Here is a 22,947-nt window from a genome sequence, read left to right as displayed (position 1 = left end):
AAATTTGATTTTATATTTCGTCGTCTTTTTCGATAGCATCTTTGTAATCTGGATACAAAAATTTATTATATGGAAATCTTGTAATGTGAATTTCTCTTACGGTTTCATATACTTTTTCGCGAAATTCTTCAAAATTTTCTTTATTGGTTGCTGAAATGAATAATGTATTATTTTTACCTAGTTTATTCATCCAAGTGTTTTTCCATTCTTCGAGCGTATAGTGCTTAGTGGTTCTTTCGGTCATTAGATCATCCTCATCAATAGTAAGATGTTTATAAGCATCAATTTTATTAAAAACCATGATTGTAGGCTTGTCGGCGCTTTTTATATCTAATAAAATTTTATTTACAGCTTCAATATGATCTTCGAAATCTTCGTGAGAAATATCAACCACATGTAATAGCAAATCAGCTTCACGAACTTCGTCGAGCGTACTTTTGAAAGAATCTATAAGTTGTGTAGGTAATTTTCTAATAAATCCTACAGTATCTGAAAGTAAAAAAGGCAGGTTTTTAATTACTACTTTTCTAACGGTTGTGTCTAAAGTAGCGAAAAGTTTATTTTCGACAAATACATCACTTTTTCCAACAGCATTCATTAAGGTTGATTTCCCAACATTGGTATAACCAACTAAAGCCACGCGAACCATTGCACCACGATTTCCCCTCTGAGTTGCTTGTTGCTTGTCTATGATTTTTATCTTTTCTTTAAGTAAAGCTATTCTGTCACGAACAATTCGGCGATCGGTTTCTATTTCGGTTTCTCCAGGACCACGCATTCCAATACCTCCTTTTTGACGCTCTAAGTGAGTCCACATTCCGGAAAGTCTAGGTAGTAAATAAATACACTGGGCTAATTCTACTTGAGTTCTTGCATAAGAGGTTTCGGCTCTTTGAGCAAAAATATCTAAGATAAGGTGTGTTCTGTCAAGGATTTTGCAATCTATGATTTTGGAAATATTTTTTTGTTGGGAAGGAGTTAATTCATCATCAAAAACAATAGTCGAAATATTATTTTCTTTAACATAAAGATTAATTTCCTCAATTTTTCCTGTCCCTAAAAAAGTTTTTGGATTAGGGCGTTCCATTTTTTGAGAAAAACGTTTTACCACTTCTCCACCTGCAGTAAAAGTTAAAAACTCTAATTCATCTAGGTATTCTTTAAGCTTTTCCTCACTTTGGTTTTGAGTTACAATACCTACAATGATACTTTTCTCAAAATTTATAATTTCTTTCTCTAACATATTTATAATAAAGCACAAATTTACACATTTGAAATTAAGAATACGTTAATTATTTTTATCATAACGCATATTTCGTCGATAAAAAACAACATTTTGTCGTTTATTGTTATACGATTGTTAATTTTTTCTATATTTGGGGATTGAATAAACCAGTTAACCGAAATATTAATAACTATGAAAAAAATTATTTTAGCATTTTTCATGATAATTCTTCCTTTTTTGGGTTTTTCCCAAATAAATGAAGGATTTGAAGGAGCTACATTTCCACCTACAACGCCAGGAAACTGGGCGGTTTTAGACAATGGAGTTGGTACAGCAGTTAGCTGGACCGAAACGACTGACCCAACAAGAGTTCACTCTGGTCTAAAAGCGGCCATTGTAGATCGCGAGAATGTAGGGCCAGGAAATACCTCACAAGATTGGTTGGTATCTCCTCAAATTACAGTGACAACTAACGCACAGTTACGTTTTTTTACTAGACAAACGATTGTGCCGGACAATGGTACTACTTACGAAATTAGAGTTTCTACAAACGCAAGTCAAACCAACCAAGCTGCATATACTACAATAAAGACTTGGACAGATTTAACACTTAATGCATCTCCTCTTGTTTATGAGGAAAAAATAGTTAGTTTAGCTGCTTATCCAGCAGGAACCCAGCTATATATTGCATTTGTTAAGGTTAATACGCAACCAGCAGGACCAACAACTGGCGACAGATGGTTAATAGATGATGTTAAAGTTGCTGAACAATGTTTAGATCCAACAACTTTAAATGTAACTAATTTAGCTTCCGTATCTGCAACTTTAAATTGGACGAATGTTGGAAGTGCAACACAATGGGAAATAGAAGTTCTTCCAGTAGCTTCAACACCAACAGGGGTTGGAGTGGTTACAGGAGCACCAACTTATTCTGCAACAGGGCTTACGCCAGGAACTGATTATATCTTTTATGTTCGTTCACTCTGTTCAGGGGGCGTTAATAGTGCTTGGGTTTCGTTCCTTTTTTCTACAAAACCTTTAGGGTCAATCTGTGTGTCGCCTATTGTAATTGGTGCTTTGCCATATAGTCATACAAGTGATACTATTTTATATGGAGATGAAGTAGATGTTCCACAAGGTACAGGATGTGCTGGTGGAGCAACAAATTACCTTCAGGGATATGAGGTGTTTTACTCTTATACAGCTACAACAACTGGGAATATAAGTGTAACAATGACACCTACAAATACAAATTCTTCTATTTTTGTTTATAATGGTTGTGCAAACGTTGGTGTAACTTGTTTAGGAACAGGTGTTGCTAATACAACTGCTGCGCCTAGGGTTATACCAAGTTTAGCGGTTGTTGCAGGTCAAACATATGTGTTTGTTATTTCAACAAATGCTACAACTCAGTCAACACCATACTCATTAGTTATTCAAGAAGTAACATGTACACCCCCAACAGCATTAACAGCAGGGAATATTGGGACAGCTACTGCTAGTTTGTCTTGGACTAATCCTACTGCAACATCTTGGCAAGTTGCAGTACAACCAGCAGGGTCAGCAATTCCATCAGGACCAGGTATCACGGCTAATACAAATATTAATTTTGGTGTTTCAGGATTAACATTAGGTACAGCTTATCAATATTGGGTAAGATCTGATTGTGGAAATGGTACTTTCAGTCCTTGGGCTGGACCTTATTTATTTAATACTAATATCTGTGAAGTTGTAGATCAATGTACTTATACATTTAGATTAGCATCAACAACTGCTCAGTGGTCTGGTGCAAGAATGGAGGTTAGACAAAATGGTTTTGTTGTAGCGACTTTAGGGCCACAATTTACAACAGGAACTGTTCTTAATGTGCCAGTAACTTTATGTCAAAACTACCCTTTTCAATTAGTTTGGACAGTAGTGGGTACAGTTCCTACTAGAGTTAATATTTCAATAATTAATAACGCTCCTTTTTCACAAACAATATATACAAAACCAACAACAGTATTGTCTTTGGGTCAGTTATATGCGACTTCATTTAATTGCGGCCAGGCAGCATGTTTAGATCCAACAAATCTAACAAGCACACTGATAACTACAACCACTGCAAGATTAGGTTGGACACCAAATGGGTCAACACTTTGGGATGTTTATCTAGTTCCTACGGGTTCTCCGGCACCCACAGCAGCATCAACCCCAACTTATGCTGGGATAACAACAAATCCTCTTGATGTTACTTTACTTACACAAAATACAACTTATGATTTTTATGTAAGAGCAGTTTGTGCGACAAGTAATAGTAACTGGTCTATAGTTAAAACGTTTACAACATTGCCAACGTGTTTGGCACCAACAGCACTAACGACTACGGCGATTACAGCAACTACCGTTACTGTAGGATGGACAAATGCTGGAGCTGCAACTTCATGGAATTGTATTGCCTTACCTTGTGGTTCTCCAGCTCCAACAGCAGCATCGACAGGATGGGTTCTTGCTACTACAAATTCTTTAGTAATGACAGGATTAAACCCAGGTACATGTTATGATTTTTATGTAAGAGGTGTTTGTTCTGCAAGCGATACAGGGCCATGGTCATTAGTAAAATCTGCAATTACACTACCTGGTTGTGGAGGAGGTTTCTATGATACAGGAGGACCTACTGCAATTTATGGAAATAGTGAAAATTCGATTATTACAATATGTCCAACTAACCCGGGTGATATTGTCACTGTAACTTTTACAGCATTTGATACTGAAGCAACATGGGATGGATTATATGTTTTTGATGGGAATACAGTTGCTGCGCCACAAATTGCTAGTACAAATCCAGCAGGAAATGTTCCTGGAGGATTAGCTGGTTCTTATTGGGGTACTGCAATTCCAGGACCATTCACCTCATCAAGTGTAGATGGTTGTTTGACTTTTAGATTTAGAAGTGATACTAGTGGTACAGCAGCTGGTTGGAGTGCTAATGTGACTTGTGGGCCACCACCACCATGTGCTAAACCAAAATTGTTAACAGTTTCTAATATAACACAAACAACAGCAATATTAGGTTGGAACCAACCATTAAACCCTAATGGTAGCCAAGCTACAACATGGCAAGTATTAGTTTTGCCTTGTGGATCACCAGCACCAACTGCTGCATCTACTGGTTGGGCTACTGCAACGGCAAATTCTTATATTACAACAGGATTACTTCCAGGGACTTGTTATGAATATTATGTGAGAGCAAGCTGTTCTGCTACAGAGGTTAGTCTTTGGAACGGACCTAAAAGCTTTACTACATTACTTATAAATGATGAATGTATAGGATCTATTCTTGCACCAGTAAATCAAAACACAAATTGTTTACAAACAGTGGCGGGAACAGTTAATGCAGCTACTGCATCACCTGAAGCCAATTCTTGTGGAGCAACTGCAGATAATGATGATGTTTGGTACCATTTTATTGCTACCGCAACAACACACCATATTTCATTATTAGGAGTAAATTATGCCACAAATCCTACAGGGCTGCAATATACTCTGTATACAGGTAGTTGTGGAGCAATGACACAATTTGGAGGTTGTGTGACAGCTACAGAAGCAAATAATACAACAGGATTAACTATTGGGCAAACTTATTATATAAGAGTGTATTCGACAGCAACAACTGCTTCAACAATACAGTTTGAGTTATGCATAGGAACAACTCAAATTACGTGCCCTACTGCGTTGCCATTATGTGCTATAACTCCAGTTATAATCCCTAACAATGTGGGGGTTCCTACATTGCCTAACCCAGTTAGCCCATACTCTACAACTAGTTCTAATGTAGGATGTTTGGGAAGTGCACCAGCACCTACTTTTTATTATTTAACAATACCTACAAATGGTAATTATACCTTTTTCCTAGAGCAAAATAGCAACAATACATTTACAGGAACAGGTTTAGATGTCGATTTTGTAGCTTGGGGACCTTATGCTAGTACATCAGCAGCATGTGCTTCTATAAGTACAGCTAATGCATTCCCTACTGGACCTTCTGCTTTTTGTAGCTTTTCTGCAGCATTTACAGAAACATTTACTGTAAATAGTGCTGTCGCTGGACAAGTCTATGTGCTTATGATTACAAACTATTCTCAAGATAAAGGTTTTGTAAGAATTACACAGACATCAGGGCCTATTCCATCATTTTGTTGTCCTTATACTAACTTTAGCTACCCAGGAGCATTTTTCTGTCAGAATGGTGCGAATATTTTTCCAACATTGCAATCAGGTGGTACAGCAGGTACATATTCCTCTACACCAGGTTTGGTTATAAATCCTGTAACTGGAGAGATAAATATTGGAGCAAGTACTATAGGTTCTTATACTGTTACTAATACAATTCCAGGAGTAGGTAGTTGCACAACATCAACATCAACATGGCTTATTAAAATAAGCGCACCAGCAAATGCTACTATAGCATATAGTGCACCAGCTTATTGTAGTAACGATGCTGTAATAAAAACTGTAACACAAACTGGTACAGCAGGCGGTAATTATTATGCCGTTCCAGCAGGTTTAACTATTAACAATACTACTGGAGCAATTAATCCAAGTACAAGTACACCGGGTACTTATACTGTAAATTATGCTATTGCATCTGTTGCGGGTTGTCCAACATTCTTAGCAACTACAACAGTAATTATAACAAGATTACCAATTGCAACATTCAATTATGGTTTATTACCATATTGTCAAAACGGAGGAACTGCTTCACCTACATTTACAGGTGGTGGTGTTGCGGGAGTATTTACTTCAACAGCAGGTTTAGTAATTGATCCTACAACAGGTGTTATAGATTTAGTAACTAGTACACCAGGCACTTACACAGTTACAAATACAATAGTTGCTTCTGGAGGTTGTAATAATGTTGTTTCTACAAATACAATTACAATAACAACATTACCAATAGCAACATTTAATTATGCGGGATCTCCGTATTGTCAAAACGCAGGAACTGTTTCACCTACATTTACTGGTGGTGGAGTTGCGGGAACGTTTACGTCTACTACAGGTCTTACTATTAATAGCACTACAGGTGAAGTTGATTTAGCTACAAGTACTTCAGGTACGTATGTTGTAACAAATACAATTCCTGCGGCAAATGGTTGTCCTAGTGTTATTGAAACTGCAAGTATTACAATTAACGTAAATCCAACAGCAACAATAGCTTCATCAGATGCAGATGATACAATCTGTAGTAATGATTCAGCGACTATAATTGTAACACCAACAAATTATACTACCGGTGCTACATATTCTTGGACACTAGGCGGAAATCCTATTGCAGGAACAACAAATACTGTTCCAGTAACTACGACAGGAACTTATGCTGTAACGATAACGCTTAACGGATGTACAAATGTTACACCATTATCACTAGCGTTTACAGTTAATCCACTTCCAAGTTTTACATTATCTGGAACAAATATTGTTAAATGTCTTAATGAAACTGCGGTACTTTCAGTAGTACCTACGAATTTTTCATTAACTGATCCAACGATAACATATTCTTGGACTTTAGATGGCAATCCACTAAGTAATACCACAAGTTCAATTAATGTATTAGCTTATGGAACATATGCGGTAACAGTTAACAATGCGGGTTGTACTACAACGCATCAAATAAATGTTACTTTAGATACGGCAGATATTCCAATTGGAACAAATGGGGAATGTGTAGGTATAAATTATATCTTGACAGCATCTCCTGTAAATGGATCATTTACACCAGGTGTTGGTAATGTTTCATATGTTTGGACAAACGGATCGGGTACTGCGGTTGGAACAAATGATAATACATTTAATGTTTCTGAGTATGTTAGAAATAATCCATCTACAACTTTCCCATCAATATTCACGGTAACAATTACTACGATACCTGAAGGTTGTACAGATTCGCAATCATTTGTTGTTGAAAGTTCAGTGTGTACTATACAGAAAGGTATTTCTCCAAATGGAGATGGTGATAATGATTATTTTGATTTAAGAGGCTTAAATGTAAAACAACTTGAAATCTTTAATAGATACGGTAAGAAAGTTTATAGTTTAGCTAATTATACTAACCAATGGAAAGGGCAATCTGATAAAGGTCAGGAATTACCAGACGGAACGTACTATTATGTAATAGATCAGAATAATGGGGAAACTAAAACAGGTTGGATTTACATTAATAAATAATTAAGAAATAATGGCAGACTGTTTAAAAAACAGTCTGCCATTTATTAAAATAAAAACAGACTAAAATGAAAAAATTATTTTTCACGTTAATTCTTGCTTTAGTAGCTTTTTTTGATGCTCAAGCCCAACAAGATCCACATTATACGCAATATATGTATAATATGAATGTTATAAATCCAGCTTATGCAGGATCAAAAGAAAATTTATCTATAGGACTTTTATTTAGAAAGCAATGGGTTGAAATAGAAGATGCACCTACAACATTTACCGCCACAGGACATTCTCCTGTAGGTAAAAACGTAGGAGCTGGACTTTCTATAATTAGTGACAAAATTGGACCAGTTGAAGAAAACAATGTCTACGGGGATTTTTCATATACACTAAAACTTGGAGACGAGGCTAGATTAGCTATGGGTATGAAAGCAGGAGTATCTTTATTAAAAGTAAATAATAGTATAATATCTCCAACATTAGCAGTTCCAACAGATGGTGCTTTTTCAGCAAATACATCAACGGCTAATCTAAATATTGGAGCAGGATTATTTTATTATACAAATAAATATTATTTAGCTTTCTCTATTCCTAATATGCTAAAATCAGCACATTTAGATTATAATGGAGTACAATATGGATCAGAAATTCAACATTATTTTTTAACTGGAGGATATGTTTTCGATTTGAGTCCAACATTAAAATTCAAACCATTTTTTATGGTTAAATCTGCTTTTGGAGCACCAGTTTCTTTAGATTTATCGACAAATTTCTTGTTTTTCGAAAAATTTGAAATAGGAGCAAGTTATAGATTGCAAGATTCATTTGGAGCTATGGTAAATTATAAAATATCTGATGGTATTCGTGTGGGTTATGCTTATGATCATATCGTTTCGGATTTGAAAGTAGACACACCATCATCACATGAATTTATTTTATTATTCGATTTGAATTTCCCTAAGAAAGTATCAACATCACCACGTTATTTCTAATATAAACGAACTCAAAATGAAAAATATATATATAACTTTAAGTTTTGTCCTAGCCTTAACAAGCCTTAAGGCACAAAATAAAGACACAAAAATTGCAGATAAACTTTTTGAACGTTACGAATATGTAGATGCGACTAAAGAATATTTAAAATTAACAGATAATGGCAAAGCCGATAATTATGTTTTTAAACAATTAGGAGATTGTTATTATAATGTTTTTAATTCGATTGAGGCAGAAAAATGGTACGCACAAGCAATTACAAAACAACAAGATGCTGAGACCTATTTTCGTTATGCTCAAATGTTAAAAGCAAATACAAAATATAATGATGCCGCAGAGCAAATGAAAAAATTTGCATCTTTAGCACCAAATGATAAAAGAACCCAAAACTTAAACGAAGAGGGTAATTATTTAAATAAATTATTAGGAAAAGCTAAGTTATTTGATTTACAGTCATTAGAGTTTAACTCTAAATATTCAGACTTTGGAGCATATCTAAAAGATAATGTTATTTATTTTGCTAGTGCAAGAAATACATCTAGAAAAAGTTATCAATGGAATGACCAACCGTTTTTGGATATTTATAAAACCGATTATAAAGATGGTAAAGTAAATAGTTTGTCAGTTCCTGCGGATGATTTAAATACTGCATATCATGAAGGACCTGTTACTATTAGTAGTGATGGGAATACATTGTATTTTTCTCGTGAAAGTTTCTTTGACAAGAAATTTGTGAAAACCCAAGACAAGAAGTTAAAATTGGGTAAAATGAATATTTTTAAAGCAACTAAAGAAAATGATAAATGGACAAACGTAGTACCGGTATCATTTAACTCAAAAGAGTATAATACAAGTAGTCCTTCCTTAAGTAGCGATGGGAAAACATTATACTTTATTTCTGATATGCCAGGAACATTAGGAAAAACAGATGTTTGGAAAGTTGCTGTTAATGAAGACGGAACTTTTGGAACACCAGAAAATTTAGGAGAAAATGTAAATACAGAAGGAAATGAATTATCAGCATTTATAGCGGATAACAACACGCTATATTTCGCATCTAACGGGAAAAAAGGATTAGGAGGATTAGATGTTTTTGCTTTTGACACAACTAAGAATAGCGAAGCAGTAAATCTAGGTAAGCCTGTAAATAGTGAGAAAGATGATTTTGGTTTTACATTCAATCAATCTCAAAATATTGCTTTCTTATCAAGTAATCGTGATGGAGGAAAAGGAGATGATGATATTTATCTTGCATTGCCTGTTTGTAACGTAGACTTAATAGCAACTGTACATGATAAAAAAACAGGATTGGTTTTATCAAACGCAAAAATCACTATTGTTGATGAAAATAAAAATGTGGTTGCTAATCTAACCTCTAACGATATGGGAATTGCTAATTCTCAATTAGAATGTAACAAAGCATATTTTCTTAATGTAGATAGAGATGGTTATGTAAGTGATGTTTTTTCTATGGACAAAGCAAAAGGAGGAGAATTGGCGTTAAATGCTGATTTAAGCCCTACTGAAGCAATTGTTACAGAAACGGAAGTAATACTTAACGATATTAATTTTGAGTTCAATAAAAGTAACATAACGCAACAAGGAGCTTCTGAGTTAGATAAGTTAGTTGCTGTGATGAATCAATACCCAGAAATGGTAATATTTGCTAAATCTCACACAGATTCACGTGGTGATGATAAATATAATATGAGCTTATCTGATCGTAGAGCAAAATCTACAGTGCAATATGTGATTTCTAAAGGAATTGCAGCCGAAAGAATTTCTGGACAAGGTTTTGGAGAATCTGAGCCAAAAGTAAATTGTGGAAATGATTGTACTGAAGAGCAATATGCACAAAACAGACGTTCTGAATTTATGATTATTAAGAAATAGTTTTTATATAATTAAAATAAAAAACCATTTAAGAAGTAATTTTTAAATAGTTTTTTATTGAAATTTAAAAAATAAAAGCCCGAAATAAATATTTATTTCGGGCTTTTTGTATGATTTTAGGAATGAAAATTACAATTCCAAAGCTTTTAGAGCATTTCCTCCCATTAATAATTCTAATGGATTCTCTAAAGCTTCTTTAATAGCGACTAAGAAACCAACAGACTCACGACCATCAATAATTCTGTGGTCATAAGAAAGTGCTACATACATCATAGGATGAATTTCTACTTGACCGTTTACAGCAATTGGACGCTCGATAATATTATGCATTCCTAAAATTCCTGATTGAGGAGGATTGATAATAGGAGTAGACAACATACTTCCAAAAACACCACCATTGGTAATGGTAAATGTTCCTCCAGTCATATCGTCAACCGTAATTTGTCCGTCACGTGCACGAATAGCCAAACGTTTAATCTCAGCTTCTACGCCTCTAAAAGTTAATAATTCTGCATTTCTAACTACAGGAACCATCAAACCTTTTGGGCCAGAAACGGCAATCGAAATATCAGCAAAATCATAAGCTACTTTATAGTCACCATCCATCATCGAATTAACATCTGGATATAACTGTAATGCTCTAGTTACGGCTTTTGTAAAGAAAGACATGTAACCCAATCCAATACCATTATGTTTGGCTTTGAATGCATCTTTATACTGATTACGAATATTGTTTATAGGTGTCATATTAACTTCATTGAATGTAGTTAACATAGCGGTTTCATTTTTAGCAGCAACTAAACGTTCTGCTACTTTACGACGCAACATAGATAATTTTGTGCGTTCTGAACCACGTGAACCACCAGTTGGCGTTCCCATAGAAGGCACTGCATTTACAGCATCTTCAGTAGTGATTCTTCCACCTTTTCCTGTTCCAACAACGTCAGACGGTTGTATATTTTTTTCGTCTAATATTTTTCTAGCTGCAGGAGATGGTGTTTGTGCAGCATATGTTTTTTCAGCAACTGGAGCAACTTTCGGAGCTTCTACTTTTACTTCTGCTTTTGGAGTTTCAGCAATAGGTTTTGCTTCTGTAACTGGGGCTGAACCTGATGATTTTACACCGTCTGTGTCGATATGACAAACTACAGCTCCAACAGCAACAGCGTCGCCTTCTTCTGCTTTTAGCGTAATAATTCCACTAGCTTCTGCTGGTAATTCAAGTGTAGCTTTATCAGAATCTACTTCAGCAATTGCTTGGTCTTTTTCTACATAATCGCCATCTTTTACTAACCAAGTTGCGATTTCAACTTCTTTGATTGATTCCCCTGGTGATGGGACTTTCATTTCTAAAATCATTGTATATTATTTTAAATGATGAATTTATATTTTAAATTATTGAAACAAATCTTTGTCAAAAACCATTCTTATTGCATCAGCATGACGGCGTTTTGCTCTTGTGTAACTTCCTGCTGCTGGTGCTGCATATGCTTTTAGAGAAGCTAATCTCCATTTTATGAAATCGAAATTCATTAACATAAAACTATAAGCTCCCATGTTTTTAGGTTCTTCTTGTGCCCAAACATAATCATCTGCATTTGGATAGCTTGCTACAATAGCTTTTAGTTGCTCGACTGGCAATGGGAACATTTGTTCGATTCTTACTACCGCCACATCGTTTCTTTTTAAATTTTCTCTTTCGGCAGTAATATCGTAATAGAATTTTCCAGTACAGAAAACCAATGTTTTTACATCAGATTTTTTTACTGAAATATCATCGATGGTTTCTTGAAACTGACCATTTGCAATTTCATCTTGAGAAGAAACGCATCTTGGATCACGAAGCAAACTTTTAGGTGTAAAAACAACTAATGGTTTGCGGTATTTAGTGACCATTTGTCTTCTCAATAAGTGGAAGAAGTTGGCTGGCGTCGTACAATCTGCAACGACCATATTATGTCTAGCACAAAGTTGTAAGTAACGTTCCATTCTTCCTGATGAATGCTCGGCTCCTTGCCCTTCATATCCGTGAGGTAACAATAAAACAATACCGTTTTGGTTGTTCCATTTGTCTTCGCCACAAGAAATGTATTGGTCTATCATGATTTGTGCTCCATTACTGAAATCTCCAAATTGTGCTTCCCAAATTGTTAATGCGTTAGGATTTGCTAATGCATAACCATAATCAAATCCTAAAACACCATATTCTGATAATAATGAATTGAAAACATTAAATTTTCCTTTCTTATTTTTTATATTATTTAGTAAAATTACTTCTTCTTCCGAATCTTCTACTTTTACAACTGCATGACGGTGAGAAAAAGTACCACGTTCTACATCTTGACCTGATATTCTAACATCGTAACCTTCAGTAAGTAACGATCCGTAAGCTAGTGCTTCGGCTGTTCCCCAATCGATAGTATTGTTGTCATACATTGTTTTTCTATCTGTAACAATCTTTGAAATTTTATTGATAAATTTCTTGTCAGATGGTAATGTTGAAATCGTTTCAATAATAGAATCTAATTCTTTTTTGTCAAATTTTGTATCTACTTTTTGAAGCATCACATCATCTGAAACCTGAACAAATCCTTCCCATTCATTTTGCATAAATGGTGTGATTACAGTAAGTGATTTCTTGCGAGAGGCTTCTAGATTGTCATCTAAATCTTGTTTGTATAGTGTTTCTAATTCTTTTACAAAATTAGCGTCGATAATGTTTTGCGCTAATAATTTCTCAGCATAAATATCTCTTGGATTTTCGTGCTTTGCAATGATTTTATATAACAACGGTTGTGTAAATCGAGGTTCATCGCCTTCGTTATGGCCATATTTTCTATATCCTAATAAATCGATAAAAACGTCACGACCAAATTGCATTCTGAAATCTAAAGCAAAAAGCATAGCGTGTACAACAGCTTCAGCATCATCAGCATTTACGTGTAATACAGGTGATAGTGTTACTTTTGCCACATCAGTACAATACGTTGACGAACGAGCATCATGATAATTGGTTGTAAAACCAACTTGATTATTGATGACAATATGAATCGTTCCGCCAGTTTTGTAACCGTCTAATTGTGCCATTTGAATAATCTCATACAATATTCCTTGTCCTGCAATTGCAGCATCACCATGAACGGCAATAGGCAATACTTTTGAGAAATCATCTGGAAAGTACTTATCTTGCTTCGCTCTTGTAATTCCTTCAATAACCGCTCCAACAGTTTCAAGATGTGAAGGATTTGGAGCAAGGTTGATATTTATATTTTTTCCTGAACGTGTTTTTCTATCAGAGGTTAATCCTAAGTGGTATTTTACGTCACCATCAAAATATTCTTGATCGTAATCTTTTCCGTCAAATTCAGAAAAAATATCTTGAGTTGATTTTCTAAAAATATTGGCTAAAACGTTCAAACGACCACGGTGAGCCATTCCCATTACAAATTTTTCGACACCTTTGTCTGCTGCTGCCTCAATAAGTGCGTCTAATCCTGCAATAATAGTTTCTCCACCTTCTAATGAAAATCGTTTTTGACCTACGTATTTAGTATGCAAAAAGTTTTCGAACGAAACAGCTTCATTTAGTTTTTCGAGGATAATTTTCTTCTGATTGTCATCGAAATTTGGAAGATTATCATTAATATTTAATTTATCCTGAATCCACTGAATAATTTGTGGATTTCTCATATACATGTATTCTATACCAATGTGTTGGCAGTATACATTTTTAAGATGAGTAAGGATTTGTTGAAGTGATTGTGGTTGGTGTCCAAGTATTTTAGCGGCATCAAAGACAGTGTTCAAATCTGCGTCAGAAAGCCCAAAATCTGAAAGTTCTAATGTTGGCAAATAATGTCTTCTCTCTCTAACTGGGTTAGTTTGGGTGAATAAATGACCACGAGTTCTATAACCATCAATTAATTTTAGAACATTAAATTCTTTAAGAATTTTATCAGAAACTTGACCATTATCTACGTTCGCTACAGCGATATTAGACATTTGCGAAACAACATTTTCTTCGTTATAAGTTGTCATTCCAAAATCAAAACCCTGAAAGAAACTTCTCCAAGAAGGCTCTACGCTATCTGGGTTTTCGAGATATTGATCGTATAATTGTGCGAAAAATTCAGTGTGAGCTGCGTTTAAAAAAGAAAACCTATCCATATTGTCTATTAAATGAACATTATATTAAATCTGTAGCAAAAATATAACATTTACAACAAATACATTCTGTTTTTTTATACTTTTATGGTGTAATATTTAAGACATTTACAATATGATTTTTAAAAGCTTTAAAAATACCTCAAAAATCTATTTAGTTTTAGGCTTTTTTGCGATTAGTTTAAGTGGTTTTTGTCAGGATTCTACTAGTGTTAAGAAGAAAAGTGAGTTTTGGAAAAAAGTTCAAATTGGAGGTGGTTTGGGTCTTAATGTAGGCGGAGGTTTTACAGATATTACAGTTGCTCCAAGTGCAATTTATAATGTAAATGATTATGTTTCTTTAGGTATAGGTATTCAAGGAAGTTATGCCTCTGTTAAAAATGATTATAATTCATTCATTTATGGAGGAAGTCTAATAGGATTATTCAATCCAATTGAACAAATCCAATTTTCGATAGAGTTGGAACAATTAAGAGTTAATAATACTTATGAAACAATTCCAAATTCAATTAAAAATAGTTTTTGGAACACAGGATTATTCATCGGTGCGGGATATAGAACAAATAATGTAACAATAGGAGCACGTTATAATGTTTTGTATAACGAAAAAGATAATGTGTATGCTAATGCCTTTATGCCATTTATTAGAGTTTATTTTTAATGATTAATTAATGTTATAAATTAAAATTTAAGAGTTTCACTTTGTTATTTTCGCATAAAATAATTTACATTAAAAATGAAAAAAACATACAGTTTCCTATTCATAATCTTATGTAATATAACATTTGCTCAGAATTCTATTTTACAATCTGGCCCCATGGTTGGTTATTGTGAAATGAAAGAAGCTGTAATCTGGTTGCAAACAAAAAAGAATGCATCAGTTAAAATTGAATATTTTACGATTGATAAACCTTCGGAAGTTTTCTTCTCAGATAATTATACAACAACCAAAGATGTTGGATTTACTTATCATATCGTTTTAGATAAGTTGCAACCGGGGGAAAAATATAAATACAATGTTTTTATTGATAATAAAAAACAGGTATTGCCTTATGAAACTTCATTTTCATCAAAAAAATTATGGCAATGGCGTGAAGATGCTCCCGATTTTACAGTAGCTTTCGGTAGTTGTAATTATGTAAATGAACCAGAGGTTGATCGCCCAGGAAAAGGTTATGGAAGTGACCACGAGATTTTTGGAGCAATTGCTAATAAAAATCCAGATATTATGATTTGGGGAGGAGATAATATGTATTTGCGTGAGGTAGATTGGGATAGTAAAACTGGAATCTATTATCGAAATACTCATTCTCGTTCTATAAAAGAAATTCAGCCTTTGTTGGCAAAAACTCAAAATTTTGCTATTTGGGATGATCATGATTTTGGTAATAATGATAGTGATCGAAGTTTTTATAACAAGTATGTAACTCAAAAAGCATTTCGAGATTTTTGGGCAAATAAAATGTACGGTTCAGATTCAAGTCAAACAGAAGGCACTTATTCGACTTTTAGTTGGGGAGATGCACAGTTTTTTATGCTTGACGATCGATTTTTTCGTTCGCCAAATGATAGGATTACAGGAGATCACACTATGCTTGGAGCCATACAATTTAATTGGTTGATAGATGCATTATCTGCCTCTACAGCTAGTTTTAAGGTTATTGTGATTGGCGGACAAGTTCTTAATTCGATTGGAGATTCAGAAAATTATGGACATTATCCAGAAGAAAAAGCCAAGCTTTTAAAAGAGCTTTTAGATAATAAAATAAAAGGAGTTATATTTCTAACTGGTGATAGACATTATGCCGAATTGGCTAAAATGGATAGAGAAAATACTTATCCATTATATGATTGGACAGTTTCTCCATTTACATCTGGCGTTGCAAAAGAGCGTGAAACGAATCCTCTAAAAGTTCAAGGAAGTACGTTTTTTAAACACAATTTTGGTTTAATTTCATTTTCTGGTAACAAAGAAAACCGTCAAATGAAACTAACCTTATTTGATAAAGATGGCGTTGAGCTATGGAATAAAGTAATTTTAAAAAAGGAATTAGAATAATTTTAATATTTATTTCTAAACCAAACCTTCATCCATTCTCGTTTTAAGATAAGAAATGCGACTTGGGCAGAAAGCTCCGAAATATCTGAGCCATCAAGTTTCTTAATTTGATCTTCAGGAACATCTATTATGTATAATAAATTGAGATACTCAGCAAATTTATATTGAATTAGTCTGTAAATTTTTTCGTGCAATTGTATTTTTAACTCTTCAGGAGTTGTACTCATCGGGAAATCTATTGCTTCATTTGCTAAATTAAAATCTTTATTAATTTGTTCGATCAATTTTAGATATAAATTCTCTGTTTCCGCTTCAGAAAGTAACAAATCAGTCGATATAGGAGTTATATAATTAGACATTTCTACTCATTAATTTTTCGCCAAAAGCTCTTAATATCATCTTTTTTTCATTAGAGACGTTCATTTTTTCTAAAGTTTCAAAAGCTCTAAAAGTGTAATCATGAATTGCTTTTTGGGTTGCTTCAGATGCTTTAGTCTGATTGAAAATTAGTTTTACAGAATCTATCTTATCTGAATTATCGTTAGGTTGAATAGAGAATAAATGTAAAAGTTGTTCTTTTTCTTCTGTCTTTGCAAACTCAATTGCTTTTAGATACAAATAAGTTTTTTTATTTTCAATAATATCACCACCTACCTGTTTTCCAAAAGTTTCAGGATCACCAAAAGCATCCAAGTAATCATCTTGCAATTGAAAAGCAATACCTAAATTAAGTCCAAAATTATAAATTAGATTTGCATTTTCTTCGGAGGTTTCTGCTACAATCGCACCCATTTTCATGGCCGCACCCACTAAAACTGCCGTTTTATATTCGATCATTTTTAGATATTCAGGAATGGTAACGTCATCACGAGTTTCAAAATCAACATCATATTGCTGTCCTTCACAAACTTCAAGTGCCGTTTTGCTAAACAATTTTGCTAAATCTCTAAATATATTTGGTTCATATTCTTCAAAATGTTGATAGGCTAATATTAGCATGGCATCACCAGATAAAATACCAGTATTTATATCCCATTTTTCGTGAACAGTTTCGTTTCCTCTTCGTAAAGGAGCATCATCCATAATGTCATCGTGAACTAGCGAAAAATTATGAAAAACCTCAATTGCCGTAGCTGCTGCCAATGATTTTTGACAATCTACATCAAAAATTTCGGTTGCCATTAAGGTCAAAATTGGACGCATTCGTTTCCCACCAAGAGATAAAATATATTCTATTGGTTTATAAAGATTTTTAGGCTCTTTTGTTAAATGCAATTCTGAAAAATAATCTGAAATAAGTTCTTGATAATGAGAAATTGGGTGCATTAATTCTGAGTTTTAAATTTAAAGTTTCAGGCTGTACAAAGTAACTCAAAAAAGTTTAAAATCTGAAACTTAAATATTTTTATGTTAAATAAATGTAAATACTTTGGAAACTATTATAGTATTTAAAGTTTCCAATATATATTTGCATCATAGTTTTAAAAAAATAAAAGAATGATAATTACATTAATTATAGTTTTAGCATTCGTTGTGCTAATTTATCTATTTCTTCAACAAGCTCAATTTGGAAAAAGGCCAAGTGGAAATAGATTAGAATTAATAAAAAATTCACCTAATTATAAAAATGGTACATTTCAAAATCTTAGTCACACACCAGATTTAACAGAAGGTGTCTCCTTTTTTTCGGTTATGAAAGAGTTTTTATTTAATAAAAATGAATTCAAAAAACCAAACCAAATTATTCCATCCACAAAAACCAATTTACTAGAACTAGATTTATTAGAAAACGTAGTTATCTGGTTTGGACATTCGTCTTATTTTATGCAAATCGATGGGAAAAAAATATTAGTCGATCCTGTTCTCAGTGGTTCAGCATCGCCACTTTCTTTTACAACAAAAGCCTTTAATGGAACCGATGTTTACACAACCGATGATTTTCCTGAAATTGACTATTTGTTTATATCACATGATCATTGGGATCATCTTGATTACAAAACCATTATGAAAATGAAGCCAAAAATTAAAACAGTGATTTGCGGATTAGGAACTGGAGCTCATTTTGAACATTGGGGTTTCAATAGCGATTCAATAATCGAAAAAGATTGGAATGAAACTATTATACTTGAAGATGGTTTTGAGGTAAATACAGTTCCTGCAAGACATTTTTCGGGTAGAAGTTTTATTAGAAACAAAGCACTTTGGACCTCTTTTGTATTGCAAACACCAACATCAAAACTATTTATTGGCGGTGATAGTGGTTATGATACTCATTTTATTGAAATAGGAAAACAATTTGGACCATTTGATCTGGCTTTTTTAGAAAATGGCCAGTATGATAAAAGTTGGAAATATATTCACATGACTCCAAATGAAGTTCTTCAAGCAGCGATTAATTTGAATGCAAAGGCATTGTTTCCAGTACATTCATCAAAATTTGTATTAGCAAATCATGACTGGAATGAGCCTTTGAAAAAAATAACCGAGTTAGCAAAAGCGACCGATATTTATTTAATTACTCCAATTATAGGAGAAAAAACAACACTGAACCACAAAAAAGTGTTTCCAAAATGGTGGGAACTTTCTAATGAAGTAATTCAAGAATCCATTTAAGCTAAAATTCTAAAAAAATAAATCATGACAGCAGCAAATTGGGACATAGATTCTCGTCAATCAGATGTTATACTTAGAGCCAGACATTCAATAATTGCTTATTTAGCAAGTTCAATAAATAAATTTAAGGGTTCTATTAATGTTAAAAATGATGAACTAGAAGATGCATCAGTAGAATTTGAAATTGATGTAAATCACAAAATCGGGAAATTAGAAAAAATGGAAACCAATTTTAAATTGAAAGATTTGTTTGATACAACACAAAACCCAATCATCAGCTTTAAATCGACTTCATTTGAAAAAGTGAATGCTAACATCAATTTTATAAAAGGATATTTAAGCATAAATAACGTTACAAAAATTGTAGAATTTGACGCTGTATTAATTGATTTAGAAACTTACAATGGCACTTCAAAAGCAACATTTGAAGTTGTAGGGAAAATAAACCGCAAAGATTTTGGTCTATCCTACAATTTATTTAGTGAATCTAACGGAATAATGATTGGACAAGAAATAACCATAAATGCCAATTTAGAATTTTTAAGTAAAATTAATTAATGTTAAATTTATGTAAATACCATGGAAACTATTTTGGTATTTAAAGTTTCCGTATTACATTTGCATCCGAAATATTAAAGAATCTGAATTAACAGATTCTAAAATAAATTCAGAAAAATGAAAGATAAAATCATCAAAAAAGCAACAGATATGTTTTTGAAACTAGGTTTCAAGAGTGTAACTATGGATGATATTGCTTGCGAAATGTGTATTTCTAAAAAAACAATTTATAAGTATTTTAGTAACAAGGAAAAACTTATCGAAGAAGGAACGGAAGTGATTCATCAAAAAATTCATGCCCTTATGGATGAAGTGGTTGCTAGAAATTATAACGCTATTGAAGAAAACTTTGAGATGCGTCAAATGTTTAAAGAAATGTTTCAGTCTTTTGATCATTCGCCAGCTTATCAGCTAAAAAAACATTATCCAGAAATTTATGAAAAAATGATGGCTAATGAAATAGAAGATTGTAATCATATGTTTACTCAAAACGTATTTAAAGGAATCAAACAAGGACTTTACAGACCTGAAGTTGAAGTTGAAGTAGCAGCCCGTTTTTACTACATACTTATTTTTTCAATAAATGAAAATACACAGTTAGAAAGTGAAGCTTATGAAATTGAAGGAAAAGCATTAGAGTATCACACAAGAGCTATTGCAACAACAGAAGGGATCAAAGAACTAGAGAAACAATTATCAAAAAACCTTAATATAATATAATCATCAATCCATGAAAAAAACACTTTTAATAATCACACTTCTATATCTTGGAATCCTGCAAGCCCAAGATAAGAAACAAAGCTACTCATTTAGTTTAGATCAAGCCATTTCACATGCATTGACTAACAATAGAACTGCAATTAATGCTGGAAAAGATATTGACATTGCCAAACAAAAAAAACGTGAAACAACCGCAATGGGTTTGCCACAAATAAATGGTGCAATAACTTATCAAAATAACTTTAAACTACAAACTTCATTGTTACCAGCCGAAATTTTTGGTGGTCCAGCTGGGGAATTTGCAGAAGTTACTTTTGGAACTAAACACAATGGTGGCGGAAGTTTATCATTAAATCAATTGATTTTTGATGGTTCTTACATCGTGGCGTTGCAAGCGTCTAAAACGTATTTGAAATTTTATGAAAATTATAAAGTTAAAACAGATACCGACGTTAAAGAAATGATTATCAATTCGTACGGTAATGTTCTATTAGCAAATGAAAACGAATTAATTCTTCAAAAAAACAAAACTATTTTAGAAAAAACACTTTTTGACACTGATCAAACTTATAAAAATGGATTGATTGAAGAAGAAAATGTAGAACAACTTAAAATAACGTTAGCAACTATTAACAGTAATATCAATTATGTAACTCGTTTGAAAGATATTAGTTTGAAAATGCTAAAAATAAATTTAGGTTTAGATATTGATGACGAATTGGTGCTTACTGATAAGCTGGATGTTTTAGCACAAAGCAATTTAGATTTGACAATAAAATCAACCGAATTTGATCCTTCTGGAAACATCAATTATTTAATGTCACAAAACTTTGTTGACCAACGAAATTTAGAATTAAAACTTCAAAAAAGTAAAGCATTACCAACGTTAGCTGCTGGAGTAAACTTTGGTTACAATTCTTTTGGAAGCACTTTTAATTTCTTTAATTCAAATCAACGTTACTTTAATTATTCTAATCTTGGTGTTAGTTTGAATGTTCCAATTTTTAGCAGTTTTGCTAGAAGTGCTAGAACTCAACAAGCCAAAATTGCATTAGAAAAAGCCAAAACCGATTTGGAAGACGCAGAACAAAAATTAAAATTGCAATATCAAAATGCTAAAAGCGATTACGAATACAGCGTTGAACAATACAAAAGTTCGAAAGAAAATTTAAAACTAGCCGAACGCATTGAAGGAAAGCAACAAATCAAATTTAAAGAAGGGCTTTCTAGCAGTTTCAATTTAACAGAAGCGCAACGTCAGTTATATTCTTCACAACAAAGCTATTTACAAACAATGGTAGATGTGATTAATAAAAAAGCAGCATTAGAAAAAGTAATCGGAAACAAATAATAAACTCATAAAACCAATAAAAATGAAGAGAATAATCACAATACTAACACTTTCATTAGTTCTTTTTTCTTGTAGTAAGAAGGAAAACAATGCATCAATAGATGATTTAATCAAATCAAAAAACACTAAAGAACTTCAAGCAAAAAAAGCTGCAATTCAAGCCGATTTAACCAAAATTGACGATGCTTTAGCAACATTAGAAGTTAAAAAAGACGAAGAAGCTTTGGTTTCTGTTTTAACTGTAAAAGACACTTTATTCAATCATTATCTTGATATTCAAGGAAACGTAAACACAAAACAGAATATTTTGGTTCAACCAGAAGTTCCGGGAACATTAGTAACGTTGAATGTAAAAGCAGGTCAACATGTTGCTGCAGGTCAAATACTTGGTCGTGTTGATGATGGTGGTTCAAGCCAACAAGTTGCTAATTTAGAAACACAATATCAATTAGCTAAAACAACATTTGAAAGACAAAAAAATCTTTGGAATCAAAAAATTGGCTCTGAGATTCAATATTTACAAGCACAAACACAAATGGTTAGTTTGTCTAAATCGGTTGCACAAGCCAGAGCTCAATTATCTAAAACATTAATTAGAGCACCATTTTCTGGAACAATTGACGAAGTTTTTGTAGAAAGAGGACAAGTAGTTGCTGCAAGTCCACAAGGATTAATGCGTATTGTAAATTTAGGAAGTATGTATGTTTCGACTACAGTTCCTGAAACTTATATTGGAAAATTAAAAGTTGGAACCGAAGTTGACGTTGTTATTTCATCAATAGGAAAAACTTATAAAGGTAAAGTACGTCAAATTGGAACTTTTATTAATCCAAGTAACCGAAGTTTCGGAATTGAAGTTGCCGTTCCAAATCCTGAAAATTTATTGCGTCCAAATCAAGTTGCCAAACTTAAAATCATTGATTACATGAACAAAAATGCCGTTGTAGTTCCAACAAATGTTGTTCAAGAAGATGGAGAACATAACAAATTTGTATTTGTAGCATCAGAAATCAATGGTAAAAAAGCAGTTGCTAAAAAAGTATTAGTAAAAATCGGAAAATCATCCGACAATGTAACAGAAATTTTAAGTGGTTTGTCACCAAAGGATGTTATCGTTACGGAAGGTGTAAATACGATTTCTGATGGAATGAAGTTGAATTTCTAAAAATAGTT

The 22,947-nt window shown here is 33.1% G+C and carries 15 protein-coding genes; 10 read left to right on the top strand and 5 right to left on the bottom strand.

Annotated features, from left to right (window positions below; genetic code table 11):
• Nucleotides 1-10 precede the first annotated feature (10 nt).
• Nucleotides 11-1,243 carry a GTPase HflX gene (gene hflX, locus ACKVOV_RS06025; protein ID WP_409205859.1) on the bottom strand — a complete coding sequence of 411 codons (1,233 nt, stop codon included), beginning with the start codon at nt 1,241-1,243 and terminating at the stop codon, nt 11-13.
• 174 nt (nt 1,244-1,417) lie between these two features.
• Between hflX and ACKVOV_RS06020 the strand changes: the two genes are divergently transcribed.
• From ACKVOV_RS06020 to ACKVOV_RS06010, 3 genes are all read left to right on the top strand, one after another.
• On the top strand, nt 1,418-7,432 hold the full coding sequence (locus ACKVOV_RS06020) for a fibronectin type III domain-containing protein (RefSeq protein ID WP_409205858.1): 6,015 nt from the start codon (nt 1,418-1,420) through the stop codon (nt 7,430-7,432).
• A gap of 65 nt (nt 7,433-7,497) precedes the next feature.
• Entirely contained in the window at nt 7,498-8,415 is a 918-nt protein-coding gene (locus ACKVOV_RS06015; RefSeq protein ID WP_409205857.1) for a type IX secretion system membrane protein PorP/SprF, read from the top strand.
• 16 nt (nt 8,416-8,431) lie between these two features.
• Nucleotides 8,432-10,309 (top strand): OmpA family protein, encoded by a 1,878-nt coding sequence (locus ACKVOV_RS06010; protein WP_409205856.1) that lies wholly within the window; start codon nt 8,432-8,434, stop codon nt 10,307-10,309.
• 129 nt (nt 10,310-10,438) lie between these two features.
• Here ACKVOV_RS06010 and odhB read toward each other — a convergent pair whose 3' ends face one another.
• Together odhB and ACKVOV_RS06000 are read right to left on the bottom strand one after the other, a co-directional pair.
• Nucleotides 10,439-11,668 carry a 2-oxoglutarate dehydrogenase complex dihydrolipoyllysine-residue succinyltransferase gene (odhB, locus tag ACKVOV_RS06005; RefSeq protein WP_409205855.1) on the bottom strand — a complete coding sequence of 410 codons (1,230 nt, stop codon included), beginning with the start codon at nt 11,666-11,668 and terminating at the stop codon, nt 10,439-10,441.
• 36 nt (nt 11,669-11,704) lie between these two features.
• Nucleotides 11,705-14,476, bottom strand: coding sequence for a 2-oxoglutarate dehydrogenase E1 component (locus ACKVOV_RS06000; protein ID WP_409205854.1), 2,772 nt, complete (start codon nt 14,474-14,476; stop codon nt 11,705-11,707).
• 112 nt (nt 14,477-14,588) lie between these two features.
• On the opposite strand from ACKVOV_RS06000, the gene ACKVOV_RS05995 reads away from it, so the two are divergent.
• Together ACKVOV_RS05995 and ACKVOV_RS05990 are read left to right on the top strand one after the other, a co-directional pair.
• The gene (locus ACKVOV_RS05995; protein WP_409205853.1) at nt 14,589-15,134 is read left to right on the top strand and encodes a hypothetical protein; all 546 of its coding nucleotides are present in this window, start codon (nt 14,589-14,591) and stop codon (nt 15,132-15,134) included.
• A gap of 75 nt (nt 15,135-15,209) precedes the next feature.
• Nucleotides 15,210-16,532 (top strand): alkaline phosphatase D family protein, encoded by a 1,323-nt coding sequence (locus ACKVOV_RS05990; protein ID WP_409205852.1) that lies wholly within the window; start codon nt 15,210-15,212, stop codon nt 16,530-16,532.
• 2 nt (nt 16,533-16,534) lie between these two features.
• On the opposite strand, the gene ACKVOV_RS05985 is transcribed toward ACKVOV_RS05990, so the two are convergent.
• Complete coding sequence (locus ACKVOV_RS05985) at nt 16,535-16,891, bottom strand: hypothetical protein (RefSeq protein WP_409205851.1); 357 nt, start codon at nt 16,889-16,891, stop codon at nt 16,535-16,537.
• Entirely contained in the window at nt 16,884-17,858 is a 975-nt protein-coding gene (locus tag ACKVOV_RS05980; RefSeq protein WP_409205850.1) for a polyprenyl synthetase family protein, read from the bottom strand. Before ACKVOV_RS05980 ends, ACKVOV_RS05985 begins: the two co-directional genes overlap by 8 nt.
• Nucleotides 17,859-18,029: 171 nt before the next feature.
• On the opposite strand from ACKVOV_RS05980, the gene ACKVOV_RS05975 reads away from it, so the two are divergent.
• The 5 genes from ACKVOV_RS05975 (at nt 18,030) to ACKVOV_RS05955 (ending at nt 22,939) form a co-directional block, all read left to right on the top strand.
• Entirely contained in the window at nt 18,030-19,145 is a 1,116-nt protein-coding gene (locus ACKVOV_RS05975) for an MBL fold metallo-hydrolase (protein WP_409205849.1), read from the top strand.
• Between the two features lie 24 nt (nt 19,146-19,169).
• Complete coding sequence (locus tag ACKVOV_RS05970; RefSeq protein ID WP_409205848.1) at nt 19,170-19,703, top strand: YceI family protein; 534 nt, start codon at nt 19,170-19,172, stop codon at nt 19,701-19,703.
• Nucleotides 19,704-19,820: 117 nt separating this feature from the next.
• Nucleotides 19,821-20,423, top strand: a complete 603-nt coding sequence (locus ACKVOV_RS05965) for a TetR/AcrR family transcriptional regulator (protein ID WP_409205847.1) — start codon at nt 19,821-19,823, stop codon at nt 20,421-20,423.
• Nucleotides 20,424-20,433: 10 nt separating this feature from the next.
• Nucleotides 20,434-21,774, top strand: coding sequence for a TolC family protein (locus tag ACKVOV_RS05960; RefSeq protein ID WP_409205846.1), 1,341 nt, complete (start codon nt 20,434-20,436; stop codon nt 21,772-21,774).
• Nucleotides 21,775-21,796: 22 nt separating this feature from the next.
• A complete protein-coding gene (locus ACKVOV_RS05955) occupies nt 21,797-22,939 on the top strand; it encodes an efflux RND transporter periplasmic adaptor subunit (protein ID WP_409205845.1) in 1,143 nt (380 codons plus the stop codon).
• The last annotated feature ends 8 nt before the right edge of the window (nt 22,940-22,947 follow it).

It is taken from the genome of Flavobacterium sp. (genome assembly GCF_046153165.1).
In the GTDB taxonomy this organism is placed as follows: Bacteria; Bacteroidota; Bacteroidia; order Flavobacteriales; family Flavobacteriaceae; genus Flavobacterium.
The sequence above is the reverse complement of the archived record's forward strand: the minus strand, read 5'-3'. Positions and strand labels throughout refer to the sequence as shown.

Coding starts and splice junctions, on each gene's coding strand:
- hflX (WP_409205859.1), bottom strand. CDS start 1,243: ATGTTAGAGAAAGAAATTATAAATTTTGAGAAAAGTATCATTGTAGGT.
- ACKVOV_RS06020 (WP_409205858.1), top strand. CDS start 1,418: ATGAAAAAAATTATTTTAGCATTTTTCATGATAATTCTTCCTTTTTTG.
- ACKVOV_RS06015 (WP_409205857.1), top strand. CDS start 7,498: ATGAAAAAATTATTTTTCACGTTAATTCTTGCTTTAGTAGCTTTTTTT.
- ACKVOV_RS06010 (WP_409205856.1), top strand. CDS start 8,432: ATGAAAAATATATATATAACTTTAAGTTTTGTCCTAGCCTTAACAAGC.
- odhB (WP_409205855.1), bottom strand. CDS start 11,668: ATGATTTTAGAAATGAAAGTCCCATCACCAGGGGAATCAATCAAAGAA.
- ACKVOV_RS06000 (WP_409205854.1), bottom strand. CDS start 14,476: ATGGATAGGTTTTCTTTTTTAAACGCAGCTCACACTGAATTTTTCGCA.
- ACKVOV_RS05995 (WP_409205853.1), top strand. CDS start 14,589: ATGATTTTTAAAAGCTTTAAAAATACCTCAAAAATCTATTTAGTTTTA.
- ACKVOV_RS05990 (WP_409205852.1), top strand. CDS start 15,210: ATGAAAAAAACATACAGTTTCCTATTCATAATCTTATGTAATATAACA.
- ACKVOV_RS05985 (WP_409205851.1), bottom strand. CDS start 16,891: ATGTCTAATTATATAACTCCTATATCGACTGATTTGTTACTTTCTGAA.
- ACKVOV_RS05980 (WP_409205850.1), bottom strand. CDS start 17,858: ATGCACCCAATTTCTCATTATCAAGAACTTATTTCAGATTATTTTTCA.
- ACKVOV_RS05975 (WP_409205849.1), top strand. CDS start 18,030: ATGATAATTACATTAATTATAGTTTTAGCATTCGTTGTGCTAATTTAT.
- ACKVOV_RS05970 (WP_409205848.1), top strand. CDS start 19,170: ATGACAGCAGCAAATTGGGACATAGATTCTCGTCAATCAGATGTTATA.
- ACKVOV_RS05965 (WP_409205847.1), top strand. CDS start 19,821: ATGAAAGATAAAATCATCAAAAAAGCAACAGATATGTTTTTGAAACTA.
- ACKVOV_RS05960 (WP_409205846.1), top strand. CDS start 20,434: ATGAAAAAAACACTTTTAATAATCACACTTCTATATCTTGGAATCCTG.
- ACKVOV_RS05955 (WP_409205845.1), top strand. CDS start 21,797: ATGAAGAGAATAATCACAATACTAACACTTTCATTAGTTCTTTTTTCT.